18 protein-coding genes and 2 pseudogenes are annotated in these 22,699 nt (G+C 73.1%); 9 read left to right on the top strand and 11 right to left on the bottom strand.

What is annotated here, in order from left to right; all coding sequences use genetic code 11:
- Positions 1 to 29: 29 nt before the first annotated feature.
- The 3 genes and pseudogenes from E6W39_RS00745 to E6W39_RS00735 form a co-directional block, all read right to left on the bottom strand.
- Positions 30 to 1,042, bottom strand: a pseudogene (locus E6W39_RS00745) (NAD(P)/FAD-dependent oxidoreductase).
- A complete protein-coding gene (locus E6W39_RS00740) occupies positions 1,039 to 1,554 on the bottom strand; it encodes an isoprenylcysteine carboxyl methyltransferase family protein (RefSeq protein WP_141631755.1) in 516 nt (171 codons plus the stop codon). The pseudogene E6W39_RS00745 and the gene E6W39_RS00740 overlap by 4 nt, the downstream one beginning before the upstream one ends.
- A 6-nt stretch (positions 1,555 to 1,560) precedes the next feature.
- Positions 1,561 to 2,633, bottom strand: a pseudogene (locus tag E6W39_RS00735) (type III polyketide synthase).
- Between the two features lie 232 nt (positions 2,634 to 2,865).
- On the opposite strand from E6W39_RS00735, the gene E6W39_RS00730 reads away from it, so the two are divergent.
- A complete protein-coding gene (locus tag E6W39_RS00730; RefSeq protein WP_228717866.1) occupies positions 2,866 to 3,705 on the top strand; it encodes a UbiA family prenyltransferase in 840 nt (279 codons plus the stop codon).
- A 120-nt stretch (positions 3,706 to 3,825) separates the two neighbouring features.
- Here the strand turns inward: E6W39_RS00730 and E6W39_RS00725 are convergent, their stop codons facing one another.
- Both E6W39_RS00725 and E6W39_RS00720 read right to left on the bottom strand, forming a co-directional pair.
- Positions 3,826 to 4,959, bottom strand: coding sequence for an NHL repeat-containing protein (locus E6W39_RS00725; protein WP_228717865.1), 1,134 nt, complete (start codon positions 4,957 to 4,959; stop codon positions 3,826 to 3,828).
- A gap of 102 nt (positions 4,960 to 5,061) precedes the next feature.
- Positions 5,062 to 5,568: a hypothetical protein gene (locus E6W39_RS00720; protein ID WP_141631753.1), complete on the bottom strand. Its 507-nt coding sequence runs from the start codon at positions 5,566 to 5,568 to the stop codon at positions 5,062 to 5,064.
- Between the two features lie 362 nt (positions 5,569 to 5,930).
- On the opposite strand from E6W39_RS00720, the gene E6W39_RS00715 reads away from it, so the two are divergent.
- The 4 genes from E6W39_RS00715 (at position 5,931) to E6W39_RS00695 (ending at position 10,551) form a co-directional block, all read left to right on the top strand.
- A complete protein-coding gene (locus tag E6W39_RS00715; protein ID WP_141631752.1) occupies positions 5,931 to 7,259 on the top strand; it encodes a cryptochrome/photolyase family protein in 1,329 nt (442 codons plus the stop codon).
- A 554-nt stretch (positions 7,260 to 7,813) separates the two neighbouring features.
- Complete coding sequence (locus tag E6W39_RS00705; protein ID WP_181799008.1) at positions 7,814 to 8,758, top strand: DUF3048 domain-containing protein; 945 nt, start codon at positions 7,814 to 7,816, stop codon at positions 8,756 to 8,758.
- A gap of 94 nt (positions 8,759 to 8,852) precedes the next feature.
- Positions 8,853 to 9,773 (top strand): phosphotransferase family protein, encoded by a 921-nt coding sequence (locus E6W39_RS00700; RefSeq protein ID WP_220140134.1) that lies wholly within the window; start codon positions 8,853 to 8,855, stop codon positions 9,771 to 9,773.
- 40 nt (positions 9,774 to 9,813) lie between these two features.
- The gene (locus E6W39_RS00695) at positions 9,814 to 10,551 is read left to right on the top strand and encodes a phosphotransferase family protein (protein ID WP_141631750.1); all 738 of its coding nucleotides are present in this window, start codon (positions 9,814 to 9,816) and stop codon (positions 10,549 to 10,551) included.
- A gap of 89 nt (positions 10,552 to 10,640) precedes the next feature.
- On the opposite strand, the gene E6W39_RS00690 is transcribed toward E6W39_RS00695, so the two are convergent.
- From E6W39_RS00690 to E6W39_RS00680, 3 genes are all read right to left on the bottom strand, one after another.
- Positions 10,641 to 11,882 (bottom strand): helix-turn-helix domain-containing protein, encoded by a 1,242-nt coding sequence (locus E6W39_RS00690; protein WP_141631749.1) that lies wholly within the window; start codon positions 11,880 to 11,882, stop codon positions 10,641 to 10,643.
- A 141-nt stretch (positions 11,883 to 12,023) separates the two neighbouring features.
- On the bottom strand, positions 12,024 to 12,800 hold the full coding sequence (locus tag E6W39_RS00685; RefSeq protein WP_141631748.1) for a maleylpyruvate isomerase family mycothiol-dependent enzyme: 777 nt from the start codon (positions 12,798 to 12,800) through the stop codon (positions 12,024 to 12,026).
- Positions 12,801 to 13,007: 207 nt separating this feature from the next.
- Positions 13,008 to 13,718 (bottom strand): DUF6215 domain-containing protein, encoded by a 711-nt coding sequence (locus E6W39_RS00680; protein ID WP_141631747.1) that lies wholly within the window; start codon positions 13,716 to 13,718, stop codon positions 13,008 to 13,010.
- 180 nt (positions 13,719 to 13,898) lie between these two features.
- On the opposite strand from E6W39_RS00680, the gene E6W39_RS00675 reads away from it, so the two are divergent.
- On the top strand, positions 13,899 to 14,858 hold the full coding sequence (locus E6W39_RS00675) for a DUF6707 family protein (protein ID WP_141631746.1): 960 nt from the start codon (positions 13,899 to 13,901) through the stop codon (positions 14,856 to 14,858).
- Between the two features lie 104 nt (positions 14,859 to 14,962).
- On the opposite strand, the gene E6W39_RS00670 is transcribed toward E6W39_RS00675, so the two are convergent.
- A complete protein-coding gene (locus E6W39_RS00670; RefSeq protein ID WP_101378470.1) occupies positions 14,963 to 16,006 on the bottom strand; it encodes an NAD(P)-dependent alcohol dehydrogenase in 1,044 nt (347 codons plus the stop codon).
- Positions 16,007 to 16,219: 213 nt separating this feature from the next.
- Here E6W39_RS00670 and E6W39_RS00665 point away from each other — a divergent pair, with 213 nt between their 5' ends.
- Entirely contained in the window at positions 16,220 to 17,140 is a 921-nt protein-coding gene (locus E6W39_RS00665) for an NADP-dependent oxidoreductase (protein ID WP_141631745.1), read from the top strand.
- A 78-nt stretch (positions 17,141 to 17,218) separates the two neighbouring features.
- On the top strand, positions 17,219 to 18,235 hold the full coding sequence (locus E6W39_RS00660) for an LLM class flavin-dependent oxidoreductase (protein ID WP_141631744.1): 1,017 nt from the start codon (positions 17,219 to 17,221) through the stop codon (positions 18,233 to 18,235).
- A gap of 16 nt (positions 18,236 to 18,251) precedes the next feature.
- Here the strand turns inward: E6W39_RS00660 and E6W39_RS00655 are convergent, their stop codons facing one another.
- Positions 18,252 to 18,938 (bottom strand): response regulator transcription factor, encoded by a 687-nt coding sequence (locus E6W39_RS00655; RefSeq protein ID WP_141631743.1) that lies wholly within the window; start codon positions 18,936 to 18,938, stop codon positions 18,252 to 18,254.
- Complete coding sequence (locus E6W39_RS00650; RefSeq protein WP_141631742.1) at positions 18,935 to 20,137, bottom strand: sensor histidine kinase; 1,203 nt, start codon at positions 20,135 to 20,137, stop codon at positions 18,935 to 18,937. The genes E6W39_RS00655 and E6W39_RS00650 overlap by 4 nt, the downstream gene beginning before the upstream one ends.
- Positions 20,138 to 20,459: 322 nt before the next feature.
- Here E6W39_RS00650 and E6W39_RS00645 point away from each other — a divergent pair, with 322 nt between their 5' ends.
- Positions 20,460 to 22,661, top strand: a complete 2,202-nt coding sequence (locus E6W39_RS00645) for an MMPL family transporter (protein ID WP_141631741.1) — start codon at positions 20,460 to 20,462, stop codon at positions 22,659 to 22,661.
- Positions 22,662 to 22,699 lie beyond the last annotated feature (38 nt).

Here is a 22,699-nt window from a genome sequence, read left to right as displayed (position 1 = left end):
CGAGGTGCCGGCCGAGCTCCCGCCCCCGCTCAGGAGAGGCGGTTGACCAGCGCGGAGAAGAGCGGCGGCAGGTGTGCCGCGGCCGGGACGATGTGCGGTGCCAGCGCCGACCGCCCACGGGCCCACACCAGCGCGTGGGTGAGGACCCGGTGGCGGCGGGTCACGCTGCGCCAAGCCCGCTCGTAGCCCTCGGGGCGGTCGGCCCGGACGCTGCCCACGAGGGCCGCCGCGCCGGCCAAGGCGAGGGAGAGACCCTCACCCGTCAGCGCGTCCACGTATCCGGCCGCGTCGCCCACCAGCAGCACCCGCCCGGCCACCCGGGCGCGCACCCGCTGCCGCATCGGCCCCGCTCCCCGCACCGGGCCCGCCGCACCGGCGGGCAGCCGGTCCAGGAGGGCGGGGAACGCGGCGAGGTGCTGTTCGAAGGGGCCGCGGCGGGAGGTCAGCACGGCGACGCCGACCAGGTCCGGCGCGAGCGGCGTGACGTAGGCCTCGGCCGAGGGCGACCAGTGCACCTCGACGCAGTCGGACCACGGGGCGACCGCGAAGTGCCTGCGCAGGCCGTGGCGCCGGGGCCGTCCACCGGTCGGTCGAGCCCGAGCCCGCGTCTGATCGGCGAGTGGAGGCCGTCGGCGGCGGCGAGGTACCTGGCCCGCAGTCCCGCCGCGGACACCGACGAGCCGTCCTGGCGCACGCCGTCCACCAGCACCGGCAGCACTCGGATGCCGAGCTGCCGGGCCCGGTGGGCGAGTGCCGCGTGCAGGTCGGTGCGGCGCACACCCAGGCCCGGCTCGCCGCGGAACCGGGCCTCGGCCTGGTGGCGGTCGTCGAGGTAGCGGATGCCGCGCAGCGGCTGCCCCGTGACCTGGACGCCGAGTCCGGCGAGGGCCTGCGCGCCGTGCGGCATCAGCCCCTCGCCGCAGGCCTTGTCGATCGGCGTGCGGCGCGGTTCGGCGACGACGACCTCCAGCCCGGCGCGTGCGGCATGGATGGCGGTGGCGAGGCCGGCCGGGCCGCCCCCGGCCACGAGGAGGTCGATCACCCCGGTGCGGCCATGGTCAGGGCGGCGTTCTCGCAGCGCATCCGGGTGACCAGCAACGGGATGTTGAGCAGCGTGAACACGCTTGCGGTGAGCCAGCCGGTGTGGACCAGCGGCAGCGCCACGCCTTCGAGCACCACGGCGAGGTAGTTCGGGTGACGCAGCCACCGGTAGGGGCCGCGGTCCACCAGGGGCAGGCCGGGAACCACGATCACCCGGGTGTTCCAGCGGGGCCCGAGCGAGGCGATGCACCACCAGCGCAGCGCCTGGGCCAGCAGCACGGCCGCGAAGGCCGGCCAGCCCAGCCAGGGCAGGAACGGCCGGTGCGCCAGTGCGGTCTCCAGCAGGCAGCCGGCCAGCAGGCCGGTGTGCAGCACGACCATGACCGGGTAGTGACCGCTGCCGTGCTCCACGCCGCCGCGGGCGCGGCTCCAGCGGGTGTGCCGCTGGGCGGTGACCAGCTCCGCGAGGCGCTCCAGGGCGACCAGGAGGATCAGGACGGTGTAGGGGGTCATCGCCGGCTACCAGCGCAGCAGGACGAGCTCGACGCAGAAGCCGGGCCCCATCGCCAGGAGCAGGCCCGGCGTCCCGGGAAGCGGCGGACGCAGCGCGAGCGTGTCGCGCAGGATGTGGAGCACCGAGGCCGACGAGAGGTTGCCGACCTCGGCGAGGGAGCGCCAGGTCAGTTCCAGGGCGCGTGCGGGCAGGTCCAGGGCTTCGCGTACGGCGTCCAGGACCTTGGGGCCGCCCGGGTGGCAGATCCACGCGGTCACGTCCGCCGTCTTGACGTCGTGGTCGGCGAGGAAGTCGTCGACCACGCCGCCGAGCTGACGCTTGACCAGGTCGGGCAGGTCTGCGCCGAGCATGATGTGGAAGCCGGTGTCGCCGATGGACCAGCCCAGCAGGTGCTCGGTGCCGGGGAAGAGGTGGCTGCGCGTCGCGACGATCTGCGGGCCACTCGACCCGGGGTCGCCGCGGCCCGCCTCATGGCGGGACCCGACGGCCAGGGCGGCGGCGGCGCCGTCACCGAACAGGGCTCCGGCGACCAGGTTCTGCATGGACGTGTCGGCGCGCTGGAGCGTGAGGGAGCACAGCTCGACCGAGAGCAGCAGCGCCGCCTCGCCGGGGTGCCCGACGAGGTAGTCGTGCAACCGGGCCAGGCCCGCGGCCCCGCGACACAGCCGAGGCCGAAGACGGGCACCCGTTTCACGTCCGGTCGCAGGCCCAGCACCGTGGCCAGCCGCGCCTCCAGCGACGGCGCGGCGATGCCGGTCACCGAGGTGGAGACCACCAGATCGACATCGGAGGCGGCCAGGCCCGCCTGGTCGAGGGCGCCCCGGACGGCATCGCGGCCGAGCTCCAGGGCCGTTGCGAGGAAGGCGTCGTTGCGCGCCCCGAAGCCGTCGATCCCGGCGTAGTGCTCCAGCGGCAGTGCGAGATGACGTCCCGTCACACCGGAAGCGGCGTGGACGCGTTCCAGTACGGCCCGGTCGTCGCGCGGCAGCCGGCAGGACGAGCCGACCATGCCGGTGATCTCCTCCTGCGGGTACCGGTGGGGTGGCAGGACTCCGTGAACCGCGACAATCCGGGTCATCCCGACATGCTAGGTGCCGGGTTCCGCGATTCGGCGGCACGCCGCTCGCCCGGGCGCGGCTGACGCACCTTCAGGTCTCGACCGACGGAGGGCCGCTCTGCTGGATCACGCCGGGCGCGCGACGCCGGAGCACGCGCGCCCCCAGCCGCGCGCCCCGCGGCGTCAGCCGCAGGTGTCACAGCCGACCTGATCCATAAGGGAGGCCCTAGCATCGACGGGTGCCATCGAAGCCGTGCCGCGTCGAACCGGCTCGCCGGTCGCGCTGCTGCTGGCCGCCCATCCCGTCCCGGCCGTCGCCGTCAGCGGCCTGGCCACGGCGCTCGCCGTAGCCGTGGGACGCGGCCCGGCAGGGTGCCTGCTGGTGGCGCTCGCCGTGCTCAGCGGCCAGCTCTGCGTCGGCTGGAGCAACGACCTGATCGACGTGAGGCGCGACATCCGCGCGGGGCGACGCGACAAGCCCCTGGCCGTCGGCGCCCTGGCCCCCTCGTCCGCCGCTGCCGCCGCCTGCGGGGCGGCCGCGGCCTGCGTACCGCTGTCCCTGGCATCCGGCGCCGCGGCGGGATTCGCGCACCTCGTGGCGGTGGGTGCGGCGCTGTCCTACAACGCCGTCCTCAAACGCACCCGCTGGTCCTGGGCCCCCTATGCGCTGGCGTTCGCGCTGCTGCCCGCCTTCGTCACCCGCGGCCTGCCCGACCACCCGTGGCCACCGGCCTGGCTGCTCGCGGCCGGAGCACTGCTCGGCGTCGGCGCCCACCTCACCAATGTGCTGCCGGACATCGACGCGGACCTGGCCTGCGGGATCCACGGGTTCCCCCAGCGGCTGGGACGCACCCGCAGCCGCGGCCTCGCCGCCCTCACCCTGCTCGCGGCCTCCGCCGCCCTCGCCCTCGGCCCGCCCGGACCACCAGGACCGGCGGGCTGGACCGGACTGGCCGCAGCGGCCGGACTCGCCGCGGTCGCCGCCCTTCCCCGCCCCCGGCACCCGGACAGCCGCTTGCCGTTCCTGCTCACCATCGCCCTCAGCGCCCTCGACCTGGCCCTGCTGCTCCTGCGCGGCACGGCCCTGCGCTGAGTCGGCCGGCAGCAGTCCGCCGACGGGACGCACCCGGCCCGCACCGCGCCGTCGCACCAACAAAAGCAGGCTCCCCGGGCCGCGACGGCCCGGGGAGCCCGATCTTTCTTCGTGGTCAGGTCAGTGGAGCACGTTGAGGAAGTTGGTGGCGTCGTCGACGAAGTAGACCGAGTCGCAGTCCTGGTCGACCGCCAGCCCGAACAGGGCCCCCGCGCCGGGCGGGTTGCCGCTGCTGTCCAGCAGCCGGTGGGCCACCTGCTTGCCGCCAGGGGTGGTCTCGACGATCTTGCCGTCGCCGCCGTTGACGGTGAGGATGTTGCCGTTCGGGGCGATGGCCAGGCCGAGCGGGCCGTTCAGGTGGTGGTCGGTGCTGACGACGTGCCCGGTGCCGGCGCTGTCCTCGCGCTCCACCGCGCGCGGGATGGCGGTGATCCGGTTCTTGACGGTGTCGGCGACGTAGAGCGTGCCGTCCTCGCCGAGGCCCACTCCGGTCGGGCCGATCACCAGGGCGTTCGGATCGGTCTTCTGGGCGAAGCCGGAGCCGATCTCCGTGGTCTTCACCCGCTCCGGCGGTTGGTCACCGTGGTCCTTCAGGGTGATGCGCAGCACCGTGCCCCGGTCGACTTCCTTGCCGCCGCCGGCCACGGTGCCGTTGAGCACATTGGTGACGAACAGGTCGGTGTGGTCTTCGTGGCTGACGGCCGTCATGTCCCAGGGGCCGTTGATGCCGTCGCCGGTGAGGGTCTCCTTCACCGTTCCGTGGTTGTCGAGCACCAGCAGGCAGCCGGCCTGGGCGGTGGCGGAGGTGCCGTCGCTGGTGGGCAGGCTGCCGACCACCACCCAGCCGCCGGGCAGCACGCTCAGCGCGGTGGTGAGCCCGACCCCGCCGGGGCACGGGCCGGGCAGGTGGGCCGGGTCGATCTGGGCGAAGACCGTCGCCGTGCCCTGCGGGCTGACCTGCACCAGGGTGGTGCCGGTGCCCTGCTGGTTCTGGCCGTTGTTGAAGTTGCTGATCAGGACGTTGCCCTGGTGCAGATCGCCTGCGTCGTGCTTGATGACGACGGTGCCGTAGGGATTCTGGTCGCCGTTGGCGGGGACGGTCGAGGCGACCTTGTCGATGGTGGTCAGGCCGTGGAGGAAGGCCCCGTCGGAGACGGCCGCGGCGGGGGCGGCCGCGGCTGCCGTTCCGATGGCGAGCGCAATCGTGAGTGAGGTGAGCCCGCGGCCGAGCGCGGGCAGAGTGTGAGTGCACATGAAAATACAATAAGTACTCGAATCGCTACTATTCGTGATGACATGCGGCATGCGGAGCATTGGTACTCCGTTCGCCGTGCCCCGCGCCGCCCGTGGCGCGATCTAGTGGCCACTGCTGGCGCCGGTGCTGCTGCTCGGCGCGGCGCCACCACCGGACGGTGACGTCGAACCCGCCGCCCCGACCTGGATGTGGGTGTCCATGCCGAGGGCCTTGTGGCCGTCGATCGGGCACCACAGCTCGTAACTGCCCGGCTGGAGCGTGACCGTGAACTGCGCCTTGCTACCGGGGGAGATGACGGAGGTCTGCGTCGTGGAGACACCGGGGCCCGAGATCGCCAGGGCATGGGCGATCGTCCCGGCGTTGTCCGCGACGAACGTGTAGCTCCCCGGCGCGACCTGCGTCTGCGACAGGCCGAGGGAGTACTCCTTCTCGGTCACGGTGACGGTCGCCGCCTGCCCGCCGGCCGTGGCGCTGCTCACTGGAGCCGTGGGGCTGCTCCCTGCAGCGGGAGCCTTGCTGCTGCTACTGCATGCCGTGCCGGTGGCCAGCAGCGCAAGAGCCAGGAACGCGGCAGGGGTGACACCTCTGGAGCGGCACACGGTGGCCATGATCATCGCCTCCTTTTGGAAAACGACACTGGGGTACTCCGGCGGGGATTCGGCCACGACACTCCCATGCCGCCGAAGCCGTCCACCCGATCAGGCAGTCGTGCGACGCGGGGACGGCCGGCGCCCTCGCGGCGCCGCCATGCGCGGGGTGAGCCGGACAGCGTCCGCTCCCGCCACGATCACCCGATCCGAGCCGCTTCCGCCGCCGCTGGTCAATCGTTCTCATCCCGGGGCGATCCGCAGCGCTCACGGCTCCGGATCTTCCGGCCTGCCGGGAGCCGAGCGGCTGCCCTAGCCCCGGGGCAGCCGACGACCGACCGTCGCACCCTGCGACGACCTCTCTTCGTCCCCGGGAGCCGCCGATGACCACGTCGATCGTCCTGTTCACCCAGGACCTGCGCGTGCACGACAATCCGGCCCTGCATGCGGCGGCCGCAACCGCCGCGGAGGTGGTGCCGCTCTTCGTCCTCGACCCCGCCGTCGCCGAGGTCGGGTTCGCGACCCCCAATCGGCTGGCGTTCCTCGCCGACTGCCTGGCCGACCTGGACCGCTCGCTGCGCCGGATCGGCGGCCGGCTCGTCCTGCGCGAAGGACCTGTCGTGGCTGAGGTCATGCGCTTGGCTGAGCAGACCGGCGCCGCGAGCGTGCATGTGGCAGGTGGAGTGTCCGGCTTCGCCCAGCGCCGCGAGGCGGCACTGCGGCAACGGCTCGGAGCGCGCCTAGTGGTGCACGACGGCTCGCTCAACGTCGTTCCGGCCGGCCGGATCACTCCCGCGGGCAAGGACCACTACGCGGTCTTCGCCCCGTACTTCCGCGCCTGGTCGCGGACCGAGCCCGGCGTCCGGCTGCCCGCACCCCGGCGACTGAGCACGCCGCCCGCTCTGCGCAGCGCCGGACCGCCTCACGTTCGTCCCACCGCACCCCGGTTGCCGACGGGCGGTGAGACCGCCGCGCGCCGCGCCTGGCAGCGCTGGAGCCCCGACACCTACCACGAGCAGCACGATGACCTCGCCGCCGACGGCACCTCGCGCCTGTCGCCGTACCTGCACTTCGGCTGCCTGTCGGCCCGCGAACTGGTCGCCGCGGCCACACGGCACGGCGGAGCGGGCGCCGAGGCCTTCGTCCGCCAGCTGGCCTGGCGGGACTTCCACCACCAGGTCCTCGCCGCCCGTGCCGACGCGGCGCACTCGGACTACCGCACCAGGTCTGACCGCTGGCGCACGGACGAGGCCGAGGCGCAGGCCTGGCGCCAGGGCAGGACCGGGTTCCCGATCATCGATGCCGGCATGCGCCAGCTCGTGGCCGAAGGCTGGATGCACAACCGCGCCCGGCTGCTCACCGCGTCCTTCCTCGCCAAGTCCCTGTATCACGACTGGCGAATCGGTGCCGCGCACTTCCTCGACCTCCTGGTCGATGGCGACATCGCCAACAACCAGCTCAACTGGCAGTGGGTGGCCGGCACCGGGACCGACACCCGGCCCAACCGCGTCCTCAACCCCTTGCGGCAGGCCGACCGCTACGACCCCGATGGCGCTTACGTGCGCCGTTGGGTCCCCGAACTGGCGCACCTGCCCGGCTCCGTCATCCACCGGCCCTGGCTGGTCACCTCCGGGTGCCCGAACTACCCCGCACCGCTCATCGACCCCGCCTTCCTGTCCCGCAGGCTCGGCCGCGGCCGCGCACTGGAGTGAGCCCTGCCGGGCACGCGTTGTTGACCAGGATGTCCACCCGGCCGCCGCCGAGGTCGGTCGCCGTACGGGCGAGTCGGCGCACGGCGGCGACGAAGTCGGCCTTGCCGCCGCCTGCTCGGATCGCCGGCACCACGGCCTCGCCGCGCGTCGCATCGCCGCCCGCGAGCAGGACGCGTGCGCCCTGCTCGGCCTGGGCGGCCGCGGCAGCTGCGCCGATGCGCCGGTCACCAGCGCCACCTTGCCCGCGGGCGGTAGGGAGATCATGGACAGCGGTGGCTCCCGTAGGAGTACCTCTACTGGTGACGTGCCGTCAGCTCACCGGCCCCGTCGTCGCCTGGGGCACCGGACCGCCCGTTGCCGTGACGGGCGCCACCACCGGCGAGGCCACCGGAGCCGCCGGACCGTGTGCCGCCCGGCTCGGCAGCACAGCCGTCCCGCAGTGCATGGCAACCGCCGGGGGTTCACGGACCGGGCGGTTGCGTATACAAAGGGATGAGGGCCCCCGGCGTGCGCGCCGTCGGCCGGTTCCACCCAGCTGTCAAGGGGTGACACCAATGCGCAGACATCGACTGCCGCTCGCAGTGGCCGGAGCCGGAGTCGCCGGGCTCATCGCCGTCCAGGGCTGCAGCAGCAGCGCGCACAAGCCCCCGCCGCCGTCCCCGTCGCCGACGGGGCAGGCCGCGAACCCGCTCGACAACAGCGGCACCGCGGGCAACCTGCTCGCCGTGAAGATCGACAATGTGGGCCGCAACACCCAGCAGATCCAGCAGGGGCTCGGCCGGGCCGACATCGTGTACTGGGTCCAGGTCGAGGGCGGACTCTCCCGGTTCCTCGCCGTCTACGACGCCAACCACCTGCCCGAAAAGATCGGCCCGGTCCGCTCGGCCCGGCAGACCGACATCCCCCTCCTCCAGCAGTACGGGCGCCTCGACTTCGCCTACAGCGGCGCGATCAGCGGGCTGATACCGCTGCTCGACCACGCCGACCTGCAGACCGTCACCCCCTTCGACGACCCCGGTGCGTTCAGCAACCGCGCCATGGACCCCACCTTCATCGATCCGCACCAGATCCTCGCCAAGTACCCGTCGGTGCCCGCCCGTTCCCCGGGCTTCACGTTCGGCGCCGCACCCGGCGGCGGCACCGCGCTCACCGAGATGACCTGGCACCTGCCCGCCGCGTCCCTCGGCGTCCACTTCAGCGGCAGCGGCTACGACGTGTCCGTGGACGGCCACTCGGCGTGGTCCGGCACCGCGACCGTGGTCGTCCAGCACGTCAGCATCGTGCCCGGGCAGTTCACCGACTTCAACGCCGGGCACCCCGACAACGAGGTGTTCACCCAGAGCACCGGCTCGGGCCAGGCGGAGGTGCTGCGCGACGGCAAGGTGTGGGCCACGCACTGGAGCCGCCCCGACCCCGCCGCCGGCACCTCGTTCACCCTGCCCGACGGCGGCGCCATGCCCTTCGCGACCGGGCCGGTGCTGGTGGTGATGGTGCCCTGAGAGGCGCGAACGAGCCGTCGGCAGCGGTGTTCTGACGTCCCGCGCGCGCGGGAATCCGGTTGCCCTCGGCCAACGGCGATATCACCATGGCCCGGTGATCGACTCACCCCCGCCCCCCGCGGCACTCGCCTGGGCAAGCGAGCTCGCCGGCCCCGCCGCTGGCGCCTGGGCCGTCCAGCGCCTCGCCGGCGGTGCGCACGCCGCCACCCACCTCCTGCGCACCCCGGACTCCTCAACCGAGCTGGTGCTGCGGCGATTTCCGCCGGGCGACCGCGCACCGGCGTACGAGGCACGGGTGTTGGCGGCCATCGACGGGCTGGACGGCTGGGCACCGCGGCTTGCCGGCGCCGACCCGGACGGGCTGCGGTTCGGCGAACCGGCCGTCCTGATCACCCGCCTTCCCGGGCACGCCGACATCACGCCGGCCTGCCCGGAGACGGCGGCGGAACAGCTGGGCCGCGCCCTGGCCCGCATCCACTCCGTCCCGCTCGCCCGGCTGTCCGGTCTCCGCGACGGCATGGCCGCCTCGGCCTCCGTCACCCGCTCCGCTGGCCGGGGCCCCGCCGCGCCGGTCCTGGCCGCCCACGCCGACCGCCTGGCCGGCCGGCCGCCGGTCCTGACGCACTACGACTACTGGTCCGGCAACGTGCTGTGGCAGCACGACGTGATCACCGGCATCGTCGACTGGTCGGGGGCCTCGCTCGCGCCACGCGGCTTCGACGTGAGCTGGTGCCGACTCGACCTGGTACTGCTGCACGGTCCGGGCACCGCCGAGGTCTTCCTGACCGCGTATCAGGAAGCCGCCGGCGAGAAGCTCTCCGATGTGGCGCTGTGGGACCTCTTCGCGCTCACCAACTCCTACCGCACCGTCGAGACCTGGGTGCCCAACTACCACGACCTCGGCCGCACCGACCTGACCGCCGCCAAGCTGCGCCAACGCCACACCGAGTGGACCGAGGACCGCCTGGCACGCCTTCCTGAGAACTCCTATGAGCCGTGCGATCGCCCGCGATAAACCCGGCGACATCGGCGGTCGTCCCGCGATAATGGTCGACGTGGAGGAAGTCGAGGTCGTCGTCGCCCATCAAGAGCGCGCGACCCTGCGCGTCGGTGACGTGTTCCTGAAGATCGACCCTGATCAGCTGCGCACTGACGTCGAGGTCGAGGCGATGGCCATCGCGCCGATCCCGACTCCGGAGGTCCTGTGGCGCAAGCCGCCCGTGCTCGCGCTCGCCGCCCTCCCCGGCACGGCACTCGGCCGCCTCGGCGAGCCGTCGACGGCGTCACCGGCGGCGTGGGCCGCGGCGGGTGCCGCCGCACGGAAGTTGCACGACGCGCCGCTGCCGCCGTGGCCCGGTCGCAGCCCCGACGAGCTCGCATCGGCCCTCGACGCCGAATGCGCCTGGCTCATCACGAACGACGTCCTTCCCACCGACCTGGTCACGCGCAACCGCCGCATCGCCGAGGGTGCGCTGCGGCCGTGGCCACCGGTGTTCACGCACGGCGACTTGCAGGTCGCCCATGTGTTCGTCGACGGTGACGAGATCACCGGCGTGGTCGACTGGTCCGAGGCGAGCCGGGGTGACGCCCTGTTCGACCTCGCCATCTTGACGCTCGGACACGAGGAACACCTTGCCGACGTCGTCGCCGGCTACGGCACCGACGTCGACCTCGACGTGATCCGCGCATGGTGGTCGCTGCGAAGCCTGATCGCGGTCCGTTGGTTGGTCGAGCACGGCTTCGACCCGTCCTCACCGGGCTGCGAGGTCGACGTGCTGAGATCCCGCCTGTGAGCACCGTGGAGATCCCCAGGTACTCCCTCAACCGCGTGGCAGAGGCGCCGCATTGAGCGTTCGACCCGCACCAGATCCTGGCGGCGGGCTCAGTCGTGCTGCGCGGCTGCGAGCCGGCCGGCGGCGAGGGCGCGGCGCGGGTCGTGGGACGGCAGGGTGCGCAGGGCGTGCTCATGGACCGTGAGGTCGTGCGGTATCCGGCCGCCGTAGCGCAGGGCGTGCTCGGGATCGGGGCTGGCCAGGACCGCCTCGCGCACAGCCACCTCGATGTGCTCGCGCCACTGGGCGATTCCCGGCGCCTGCGAGCGCGGCAGCAGCGGCCCCCGGTAGTGGCGCACGGCCCGCGCCACCGCGCCGCAGGCCACGGATTGCAGGACTTCCAGCGCGTCGCAGGAGAGCGGTGCGGTCAGCGCGTAGGTCCGGGTCGCCACGGTGCCGGGCAGCGCGCGCCGCAGGTGTGAGACCTCGGCCCGGAAGGTGGCCGCGGCGACCGGCCGGTCGCCGTAGAGCGCGTCTCGGAGCCGCTCCGGTGTGAAGCCGTCGGGCTCCAGCGCCAGCAGGGTGAGGATCTCCAACTGCCGTGGCGGCAGCCGCAGCGGCGTCCCGTCGACCGTCAGCTCGGCCCGGCCCAGCACGCTGAGCCGCACCTCGGCGGGAGCCGGGCGGGGCTGCTGCGATGCGGCGTTGGCGCGCACCCCGGCCTCGATGCTGGACACCAGCGCGCGCACGGTGGCCATCGCCATCGGGTTCGCCCGGTCCCAGGTGCTGGACAGGTCGAGCACCCCGAGGAGCCGGCCGTGTGGATCGCGGATCGGCGCGCAGTAGCAGACCCAGCCGTGCAGCGCCGCCACCAGGTGCTCGGCGGAGAAGACGGTGCTGGGCCGGCCGGTGCACAGTGCCAGCGACAGGGCGTTGGTGCCCATCGCCGGCTCGTCCCAGCGGCCGCCCGGCGCGAAGTTGACGCGCTCGGCCTGCCGCAGCATCGCCCGGCCGCCGCAGGTCCACAGAATGGTGCCCGACTGGTCGGTCACGGCGGTGACGTAGCCCATGTCGTCGGCCAGGCAGCGCAGTTGGTCGGCCAGGTCGTGCACCGGCGCGCGCAGCGGTGACTCGGACCACTGCGGGTGCACCGCGCCGGCACCGGCCACCGGCGCGCTGGTCTGCGCCGGGTCCACAGTGCCCAGCGACCGCAGCCAGGAGTCGGCCACCTCCCGGCGCACCATGGCATCACCCGGCAGCGCTCTGCCGGAACCGCGCAGCTCGGGGACGCAGCGGGACCACTGGTCCTCCAACCGTGCCTTCAACTGCTTGAGACCACCGGGCTCGGCCATGTCCTTCCCCCTGACCTCGTCGTCACGTGCTGGGGACAGTCGTCAAGCCTCTCGCATTTCTGACAGTTCATCAGCAAATCCGCGAAATCCGCTTGCTGCCCCCAGCGCTGTGCACGACGGGCCGGAAGAACGACCGACGGGCTAGAACGCCGAGTGCCCGAACCAGAGGTCGAGCAGCGCCTCGTCACCGGCGGTGCGGATGCCGGCGGCCGTGCGGTCCAGCCGTCCGTAGAGGAGCAGCAGCAGGTCGGCCGCCGGGGCCTGCACGGTGGCATCGGCCAGGTCGGCTTCGGTGGCATCGGGGTCGATCCCGAAGCCGTCCGGGCGCAGCCGGACCAGCCAGTCGCCGTCGCCGTCGCCGTCGCCGTCGGAGCAGCTGAACCGGATGCTCCGGTCGGCGGCGCGCAGCTCGGCGGTGCCGGGGGCGAAGGACGACGCGAACGGCAGGTTCACCAGGAACTCCGCCACGCCGTCCGCCGCGAGGCCGCGGTCGATCGCCGGGCTCAGGCCGAGCGCGAGCTCGGCGTCCGCGCGGTGCACCAGGGTCTCGAAGAGCATCCGGCGGGCCCAGAAGCGGGCGTGCTGGTCCGCGCCCCAGGCCCACATCGGTGCGTCGGAGTCGACGGTGGCGAACGCGTCGGCGGCCTCGGCGGAGCTGTCGGCCAGCCAGCCGGGGAGGGCCTGTGAGTCGGCGGGCAGCTTCAGGTCCACCTCCCGGCTGCGCGGCCGCTCCTGGATCCGCTGGCGCAGCAGCGTGGCGAACCAGCGCTGCACACTGCCGGCGTGCTGGATCAAGTCGCTCAGCACCCAGCCGGGGCAGGTCGGCACCGGAGTGGTCAGGTCGGCCGCCCTGACGGCTTCCACGAACGCGGCGGTCTCGGCTGCAACGGCGGCGCGGTGGTCAATGGCGGTGGTCAATGCGGTGCCTCTCCGTCATAACGCTGGTGTTTCCTGCTACGCAGCGTCTCACGGCGGCACCCGGCGACGGCGGACGGGTGGCGTCTCGAACTCGTCGCCCGTCGCCTGGGTGACGCCGGCGCAGTACGAGTCGCCGAGCGCCACCCGGCTCCACCCCGCGCCCATCGTTCCCTGGAGCCGGCTCCACTTCGTGAAGAAACCGTGGGGCTATGAGCCCGTTCCCCATCCCTGGAGCGCGGGGAGCACCAGTACGGCGGTCCGGAACAGGGCTGCGTCATCCGGGGTTTGGTCGTCCTGCCGCCAGATGGTGAGCTCGAAGGACCCGCCGCCGTTCTTGGTGTCCTTGGCGACGACGAGATGGCGGGCGATGCCGCCGGGACTCGTGGTGGCGTGCCCGCCGTTCAGGCTGAAGCCGATGGCCGTGGTGTGGTCCGAGTAGGTCACCGCGGGATGGCCGAGGACGGAGGTCGACTTGGACTTCGGGCCCAGGACGGTGGTGTAGTCCGTGAAGGGGAGCTCCTGGTTGTCGGTGAGGCGCATGTTGATCGGGCCGGCCTGGATCTCCGCCGAGGCGTCGTCCTGCTTCGTCCCGTCCGCGAAGGTGATCGGGCCGCCTCCGGACTGCGCCTCCGAGACGTGTTCGGAGGGGGTGCCGAGCAGGGCCGGCAGATCGGGGCGGTTGAGTGCGGCGCACAGCGCCGGGTACTCGGGGGAGTCCGTGGCCTTGGGCGGCGCACAGGTGGCGGGCTTGCCGTTCGCCGACGGCGACCCGCCGACCATTCTCAGCCCCCACAGGCCCGCCGCGATCACCGCGCCGAGCGCCAGCGCCGCCACCACCTGACCGCCCGCACTCCAGGTGCTGTCCTTGCCGGCTGCCGGCGTGGCGGTCTCCACATACTGATCGTTCTGATCGGTCACCGCCGGACCGTATCCCAAGAGAAGGTCAAGACGCAGCAAGTTTTCATCTCTTCGTCTTTTCGTCTTTTCGCCGAGCGGAGGGCCGCCGAGCGGAGGGCCGGCGAGCAGCGGGCGGGCGCAGCGTGGGGGGCAGGCGTCCGCGGCAGGCCGACTGTCACAGCCGCGTGGAATGCTGCGGACATGGCCGCAACCAGGACCACCAGCACCGCACCAAGCACCACCGAGCTCATCGCGGGCCACCGGAAACGCTCGGCCGAGGAGCGTGCCGCCGCGCTGCTCGCCGCCGTGCCCGAGGGTGCGGCCGGGCATCCCGAAGAGCTGGGCGAGTTCCTGCTCACGGTCGTGGCGGACCGCGCCGAGGAGCGGCAGGTGCGCTTGGCGGCTCTCCAGGCCCTGGTGGCGGTGCCCGGTGGCGGGCCGGAGCTGCTCCGGCTGCGCCGGTTGCTGGACGCCGAGCCGGACAAAGCGGTCCGCAGGGAGCTCGGCGCTGCGCTGAGCGGGCACTTGGGGGCCGTGGTCACCGCCCGGGCCGCGGAGCTGGCGGCCGGGAGCGGCACGCCGGCCGCACTGCGCAGCGCGGCGCGGGCCGTGAAGACGGTCCGGAGCCGTTCCCCGCGTGACCTCCAGAAGGTCACCAGCCTCGCCTACGCCTGTGAAGCCGCCGACCGATTGGACGACGCCCGCCTGGTCGCGACCGCCGCCCTCGGCGTGCTGTTCACCGGCGACTACGCGATCTGGTCGCCGGTGGAGAGCGCCCTGGCCCTGCTCTGGCTGCACGCGGGGCCGGAGCAGCGGCCGGTCCTGCGGCAGATCATCGACGTGGGCACCGCGCTGCCGGACATAGCCCGCGATCCGCTGGCCCGGCGTCTCGACGGCGAGTTGCTCTACTCGGACCGGATCAGCAGGGCCCTGGCGGAGGGCAACCGTCACACCGCCGCCGGTTATGCGCAGGTCCAGGTCATGGAGCTCGCTCTGATGCTCGCCTACGGCGGCTCCGCCGCCTGGCAGGCCGAGCGCATCACCGAGCGCCGAGCGGCGGATCTCGCCCTGCTGCGCTCGATCCGCTTCTGGCGCGCGGATATGACGATCACTCAGGAAGGACGATGCATGGGGAGAAGCGGCCGGATCATGCGGCCATGACGATCCGTCAATCCGCACGCGTCGGCGGTCACGGCCGAAGCGCGCGGACCTCCCCGACCGCACCTTCCACGGTGCCCGGTCGGGGCGGCCCGGCGCGGCGGGCGTCAGCCCAGGGTCGCGGTGTCGATCACGAACCGGTAGCGCACGTCGGAGGCGAGCATCCGCTCGTACGCCGCGTTGATCTGGTCGGCCGGGATCAGCTCGATCTCGGCGGTGACGCCGTGCTCACCGCAGAAGTCCAGCATCTCCTGGGTCTCCGCGATGCCGCCGATCATCGAACCGGCGTAGTTGCGGCCCATGCTGATCAGCGAGAAGGCGTTGAGCGCCAGGGGCTCCGGCGGGGCGCCGACGCTGACCATGGTGCCGCCGCTGGCGACCAGGGACAGGTAGGCGTCCAGGTCGAGCTTGGCGCTCACCGTGTTGAGCACGATGTCGAACTCGCCGGCCAGCTGCTCGAAGGTGGCCGGGTCGCTGGTCGCGTAGAAGCGGTCGGCGCCCAGCTTCTTGCCGTCGTCCAGCTTCTTCAGCGACTGCGACAGCACCGTGACCTCGGCGCCCATCGCGTGGGCGAGCTTGACGCCCAGGTGGCCGAGGCCGCCCAGGCCGACCACCGCGACCTTCTTGCCCGGGCCGGCGCCGAAGCGGCGCAGCGGCGAGTAGGTGGTGATGCCGGCGCAGAGCAGCGGTGCGGCGGCGTCCAGCGGGAGGCCCTGCGGGATGCGGACCACGAAGGCCTCGTCGGTGACCACGTGCGTGGCGTAGCCGCCCTGGGTGATGGTGCCGTCCCGGTCGACCGAGCCGTAGGTGAAGACGGTCTCGCCCAGGCAGTACTGCTCCTGGCCGCGGCGGCAGTTGACGCACTCCCGGCAGGAGTTGACCATGCAGCCGACGCCGACCCGGTCGCCGACGGCGTGCTTGGTGACCTCGGAGCCGACGGCGGTGACGATGCCGGCTATCTCGTGGCCCGGAACCAGCGGGTAGGGCCGGTCGCCCCACTCGCCGCGCACGGTGTGGAGGTCGGAGTGGCAGATGCCGCTGTACTTGATCTCGATCTGGATGTCGCGCGGCCCGACCTCGCGGCGCTCGATGGTGAGCGGGACGAGCGGGTCGGTCGCGGACGTGGCGCCGTACGCCTTGATGCTGGGCACAGGTTCTCCGTGGTTGCGAGTGGCTTGCTGCAGAGCTCGTGGTACTCGCGTTCGACATTACTACAGAGCATCCACTGTTTATCTTTTCAACATTTGCGGTAGGGGTCGCGCCGCCGTGTCGTGCCGGGCTCGGCGGCATAGCCTGGCGAGCGGCGCCCCGATGCGGGCGACGGAGCGTCAGATCAACAGACCCGGCCACCTGGAGGTCCGTTCATGCGCGCGGTGAGCTACGACGCGTACGCCCCCGACAACTCCCGGCTGCGCTACGGCGAGCTGCCCGAGCCCAAGGTGGCCCCCGGCCAGGTGCTCATCGCCGTGCGGGCGGCCGGGGTCAACCCGGTGGACTGGAAGGTGATGGCGGGCGGCCTGGACCCGCTGATGGACGCGGTCTTCCCGGTGATCCCCGGCTGGGACGTGGCCGGGGTCGTGGTCAGGACCGGCCCCGACGCGCCGGAGTTCGCGCCCGGCGACGAGGTGATGTCCTACGCCCGCAAGGAGACGGTGCACGGCGGCACCTTCGCCGAGTACATCGCGGTCGACGCCTCGGCGGTGGCCCGCAAGCCGGCCGGCCTGGACTGGGCGCAGGCCGGCGGTCTCCCGCTGGCCGGCCTGACCGCGCTGCGCAGCCTGGACTGGCTGGCGGTCGAGAGGGACGACATCCTGCTGGTGCACGGCGCCGCCGGCGGGGTGGGCAGCCTGGCGGTGCAACTAGGCGCCGCGCGCGGGGCACAGGTGATCGGCACCGCCTCCGAGCGCAACCACGCGTTCGTGCGCCGCCTGGGCGCCGAGCCGGTGACCTACGGGGACGGCCTGGTCGAGCGGGTCCGGGCGCTGGCCCCCGGGGGAGTGTCGACCGTGGCGGACTTCGTCGGCGGGCAGTTGGAGACCACGCTGGCAGTGCTGGCGCCCGGCGGGCGGCATGCCTCGGTGGCCGACCCCACGGTGGAGCAGCACGGCGGCCACTGGGTCTGGGTCCGCCCGGACGGCGCCAAGCTGGCCGAACTGGCCGGTCTGGCCGACCTGGGCGCCCTGACCGTCGAGGTCTCCGCGACGTTCCCGCTGGAGAAGGCCGCCGAGGCCTTCGACGCCAGCCGCACCGGCCACACCCGCGGCAAGATCGTGGTCGTCCCCTGACCGTTCACCACTTCTGACGATGCGCCCGAAGCGGTGAACGGGCCAGGTGTGATCACCCGGTTTTGTACGCTGCCTGTTGTGGACGCGACCTTGAAGCTCTCACTACTGGACCGGGCCTGCATCCCCGAGGGCGGTAGCGCCGCCCAGGCGCTGCGCGGCACGGTGGCACTGGCCGCGCACGCGGAGCGGCTCGGGTACCACCGCTTCTGGGTGGCCGAGCACCACTCCGTACCCGGGATCGCCGGCTCGGCACCCACCGTGCTGGCGGCCGCCATCGCCTCGGGGACCAGTCGGATCCGGGTCGGCACGGGCGGGGTGATGCTGCCCAACCACCGGCCGCTGGTGGTCGCCGAGCAGTTCGCCGTGCTGGGCGCGCTCTTCCCCGGCCGGATCGACCTGGGCCTCGGCCGTTCGGTCGGGTTCACCCGGGGCATCCAGCAGGCGCTCGGCCACCCGCTGCGGGACGCCGAGGACTTCCCGGACCAGCTGGCCGAGCTGCTGGAGTGGCTGGGCGGCGGCACCGACCGCTACCCGGGGGTGCGGGCCCAGCCCGCCGACGGGCTGCCCGTGCCGCCGTTCGTGCTGGCGCTCGGCGAGGGCGGGCAGGTGGCCGCGGAAGCGGGGCTGCCGGTGGTGGTAGGCGGGCTGCAGAACCGTTCCCGCATGATCACGGTCATCGACGAGTACCGGGCCGCGTTCCGCCCCTCGCGGTGGCGCGAGCGGCCCTATGTGATCGTCGCCGCACCGATCGCCGTGGCTGAGACCACCGAGCAGGCCCGGCAGATCCTCGCCGCCGAGGCCTGGGCGCTCGCGCACGCCCGCACCCAGGGCACCTTCCCGCCGCTGCCGTCCCCGCAGCGGGTGGCGGAGACGGAGCTGACCACCCGTCAGCGCGAGGTGTTCGAGAAGGCGCAGCGCGGCCACCTCTACGGCGTCGAGGCGGAGGTCCGCGACCAGCTGGGCCGGCTGGTCGCGGAGACCGGCGCCGACGAGATCATGGTCACCGCCGCCGCTTTCGACCCGGAGCAGCAGCTCGACTCACTGCGCCGGCTGGCGGAGTTGGCGGGCCTGACCGAACCGGCCGGTGGAATATGACGGATCTGACGGATCGTCAGCAGTCTCCGGCCCGCACCAGCCCCGACTCGTAGGCCGCGATCACCGCTTGCGCGCGGTCCCGGACGTTCAACTTGCCGAAGATGCTGGTGATGTGGTTCTTCACGGTGGAGACGCTGATCTCCAGCGTCCCGGAGATCTCGGTGTTGTCCAGGCCGGTGGCGAGCAGCCGCCAGACCTGCACCTCGCGGGCGGTCAGCTCGCCCGGCGGCGGCGCCTCGGGCACGGTCGGCCGCGGCGAGGCGGGCGCGGTCACGAAGGTGGAGATCAGCCGGGTCAGCAGCCGCGGCGCCACCGCGGCTTCACCGGTGTGCACGGTGCGCAGCGCGGCGAGCAGTTCCTCAGGGGAGACGTCCTTGGGCAGGAACCCGGAGGCCCCGGCGCGCAGGGCGGCCACCACGAGCTCGTCCACGTCGAAGGTGCTCAACGCCAGCACCCGGCACTCGGGGAGCTCCCGGGCCAGCCGCTCGGTCGCCGCCACGCCGTCCAGGACCGGCATCCTGATGTCCATCACCACCACGTGCGGGCGGTGCCGGTGCGCGAGTGCCACGGCCTCGGCGCCGTCCGCCGCCTCGGCCACCACCGTGAACGCCGGGTCGGGGGCCAGGATCAGCGCCAGCCCGCGGCGGACCAGCGGCTGGTCGTCGGCGAGCAGCACCCTGATCGGTGCCTGAGTCTGGGTCATCCCTGTCGTTCCTCTCCGATGTGCGCCGCCAGCGGCAAGGTGGCGGCCACCTGGAAACCGCCGCCGTCCAGCCCGCCGACGTCCAAGGTGCCGCCGTGCAGGGCGACCCGTTCCCGCATGCCGATCAGGCCGTAGCCGCCGCGCCGACTGCCGGACGGGCCGGACGGGGCGTCCGTACCCGAGCCGTTGTCACGCACCGTCACGGTGACCCGGTCCTGGTGGTACGCCAGCTCCACCCGAGCGTGAGCCGGACCGGCGTGCTTGCGGGCGTTGGTGAGCGCCTCCTGCACGATCCGGAAGACCGTCAGCCCGGTGACCGGCGGCAGCGGACGCTCGGCACCGCGCACGCTGAACTCGGTGGGCAGCCCCGCCTGCCGGGAGTCGTCGACGATCCGCCGCAGCTCGCCCACACCGGGCTGCGGTGCGTCCGGCGCCGCCGCCGCGGGCTTGCCGGCCGGCTCGTCGTCGGCCCGCAGCACATCGAGCAGTTGGCGCATCTCCCGCAGCGCCAGCCGCCCGGACTCCTCCAGGGTGACCAGGGCGTCCCGCACCACCTCGACATCACCGCCCAGATTGGCCCGGGCCCCGCCGGCCATCAGCTGCATGGTGGTGAGGTGGTGGGCCACGATGTCGTGCAGCTCGCGCGCGATCCGGCGGCGCTCCTGGGCCAGCGCCCGGTCGGCCAGCAAGGTGCGGTTGGTCTCCAACTGGCGCTGCCAGTAGTTGAATCCGAACCCGGCTGCCACCAGGAGGGCGGCCGAGACCACAGAGCCCGTCACCCGCACCGAGGACAGGTCCATGCTCGGACCGTGGTGGACCAGCGTCGCCGCGGCCGTGGCCAGGGCAGCGACCGTGATCACCCGGGCCCGCCGGGTGCGGGCCACGATGAACAGGGCGATCGAGGTGGAGCAGCCGAAGTGGTAGACGACCGGCACGGCGAGGTTGAGGGCCAGGTTCAGGGCCAGGGTGCCGGTCAGCGCGGCCACCGGGTGGCGGCTCTGAGCGAGCAGGGGCAGCGCGGCGAGCGCCATGAGCAGCAGCCCGAGGGCGGTGACCGGCGGATCGCTGTCCAGCGCGCCGAGGGTGTAGCCGAGCAGGTCCAGCGTCGCCGCCCCGGCCGCCACCAGGGCGTCGGTACGGGACCAGGGCCAGCCGTCGATTCCTGTCGGGCGCGCTGCGGTCGGTCGGCGCATCGACATCCGGGCCTGCTCCCCTCGCGGTCGGGCGTCCCGGCCGCTCGGACCGGGCGCGGTGCTGATCGTTCGTGAACCACCCCTTGCGAACCACTCTGCGACCACGCTGTGAGCCGTTCGGTGAGCCGTTCTTGATCCATTCTCGCATCGGCCGACGGCGTGCTTGCCGGGACTGAAAGCTGATTCGGAACCAGGACCAGGGTCCTAGACCGGGGCGTCGGGTGGACTCCGGTCCCGGCGCCGATCTCATCCGCGGCTCGGAGGAGAAGGCCGATTCCGGGTGGTGGTCTGGATACAGGCCGGGGGACCCCGGGAAGCAGGCTTGCTGATGGAGGACGTTGTGATCCGTGCCCTGACCGGGTTCGCCACCAGAAACCCATGGAAGGTGATCGCCGTCTGGGCGGTCCTCGGGATCGCGCTGGCCGTCGTCGGCCAGGCGATGATCTTCCGGGTGACCCAGACCGACACGGCCGACTTCCTGCCCAGCAGCTATGACTCGGCCGCCGCGATGCGGATCGCCAAGGACCAGTTCGGCACCAAGGCGGACGCCAACCCGGTGACCGTGCTGGTCGCCCGCACCGACGGCAAGCCGCTCTCCGCCGCCGACCGGCAGCACATCGACGACCGGACCCGGCAGTTGGGCCGGACCGAGGTCACCATGCCCAAGGCCAAGGACCCTTGGCAGAAGGACTACTCGCAGATCCCGCAGATCGGCACCACGGTGCCCGCGCCGGACGGCACCTTCGCGCTGCTCACCGTCAACCTCGACGGCAACTCCGCCGACCCAGGCCTGCAGAACACCTTCAAGGCGTTCCGCACCACCGCCAGGGCCGACTTCGCTGCCATCGGCCTGCGGACCGGCTTCACCGGCGCGCTCGCCGACCAGCTCGACACCGACGCCGCCGACCAGAACCTGACCACCATCGCCTCCGCCTGCATGACCGGGCTGATCGTGCTGATCCACATCCTGGTGTTCCGCAGCGTGCTCGCCGCCCTGGTGCCGCTGCTCGCGGTGACCGTGGTCGGCGGCGCGGCCGCCGGCGCGGTGGTCGGCACCGCGCTGCTCACCGGCATCAAGCTGGACCCGTCGGTGCCCAGCCTGATCAACGTGGTGCTGCTCGGCATCGGCATCGACTACCTGCTCTTCATGATGTTCCGGTTCCGCGAGCAACTGCGGGCCGCCCCCGACCGCCACCACCGCACCGTCGCCGCCGAGGTCAGCGGCCGGGTGGGCACCGCCGTCACCTCGGCCGCGCTGACCATCGTCGCCGCCTTCGCCACCCTGGGGATCGCCAGCTTCGGGCAGTTCCGGGTGCTCGGCCCGGCCATCGCGGTGTCGGTGCTGGTGATGCTGCTGGCCGGCCTCACCCTGATGCCGGCCCTGCTGGCGGCCTGCGGACGCAAGCTGTTCTGGCCCTCGCGAGCGCTGCGGCGCGCCCCTCGCGAGGGAGCCGTGGCCCGGTTCGGTGCCGCCGTGGCACGGCGGCCGGTGGGCATGGTGCTCGGCTGCCTCGCCATCCTGGGCGTGCTGGCCACCGGGCTGGCCGGCATCTCCATGGACTACGGGCTCGGCAGCAGCACCGGCACCCGAACCGAGGCCCAGCGCACGGCGGTCGAGATCGCCCGCGCGCTGCCCGCCGGCACCTCGGACCCGACCACCGTCTACCTCCAGGCCGTTGGCGGCGGCCGACTCGACACCGCGGCACTGGACGGACTGGCGCACGACCTCGGCCAGGTCAAGGGCGTCGGGCGGGTCGCCGAGCCGGTGCTCAGCCAGAGCGGGCAGGCGGCCCGGATCGACCTCTTCCTGACCGCCGACTCGCAGTCCCAGCAGGCCCGCGAGCTGGTGTCCGGGCCGGTGCGCGCGGCGGTGGCCCGGCACACGCCGCCCGGCACCACCGCGCACGTCGGAGGCACCGCGGCCGTGTTCGCCGATGTGTCCACCGCCGTCGACCACGATCTCCGGCTGGTCTTCCCGGTGGCGGCCGTGCTGATCGGACTGATCCTGCTGATGCTGCTGCGCAGCGTGCTCGCGCCGGTGATCCTGATGGTCTGCGTGGGGCTGGGCTTCGCGGCCACGCTGGGCGCGGCGGCGCTGGTGTTCCAGCACGGCATGCACCGCCCCGGCGTCATCTTCACCCTGCCGCTGGTGCTCTTCCTCTTCGTGGTGGCGCTGGGCACCGACTACAACATCCTGATCAGCGACCGGATCCGCGAGGAGATGGAACACCCCGGCCCGGCCCGGGCGGCGGTGGCCCGCGCCGTGCGGCACACCGCGCCGGCCATCGCGACGGCGGGCGTGGTGCTGGCCGGCTCCTTCGGCAGCCTCGCGGTCACCCCGCAGCCGTCCACCCAGCAGGTCGGGTTCGCCACGGCAGTGGGGATCCTGCTGTCGGCGTTCCTGCTCTCCACCGTGCTGGTGCCGGCCCTGGCGGCACTGCTCGGCCGGGGCTCTGGTGGCCGGCCGGGCCGCGGCGCCGGGGCCGGCGCGCGGAAGAACCCCGGGAGCAGCAGGACCCGTACCGGCTGACGGAGCACCAGGAGTCCTGGACCGCATGACCCCTCCCC

This window comes from Kitasatospora acidiphila, assembly GCF_006636205.1.
In the GTDB taxonomy this organism is placed as follows: domain Bacteria; phylum Actinomycetota; class Actinomycetes; order Streptomycetales; family Streptomycetaceae; genus Kitasatospora; species Kitasatospora acidiphila.
This window is presented reverse-complemented; position numbering and strand designations above follow the sequence as displayed.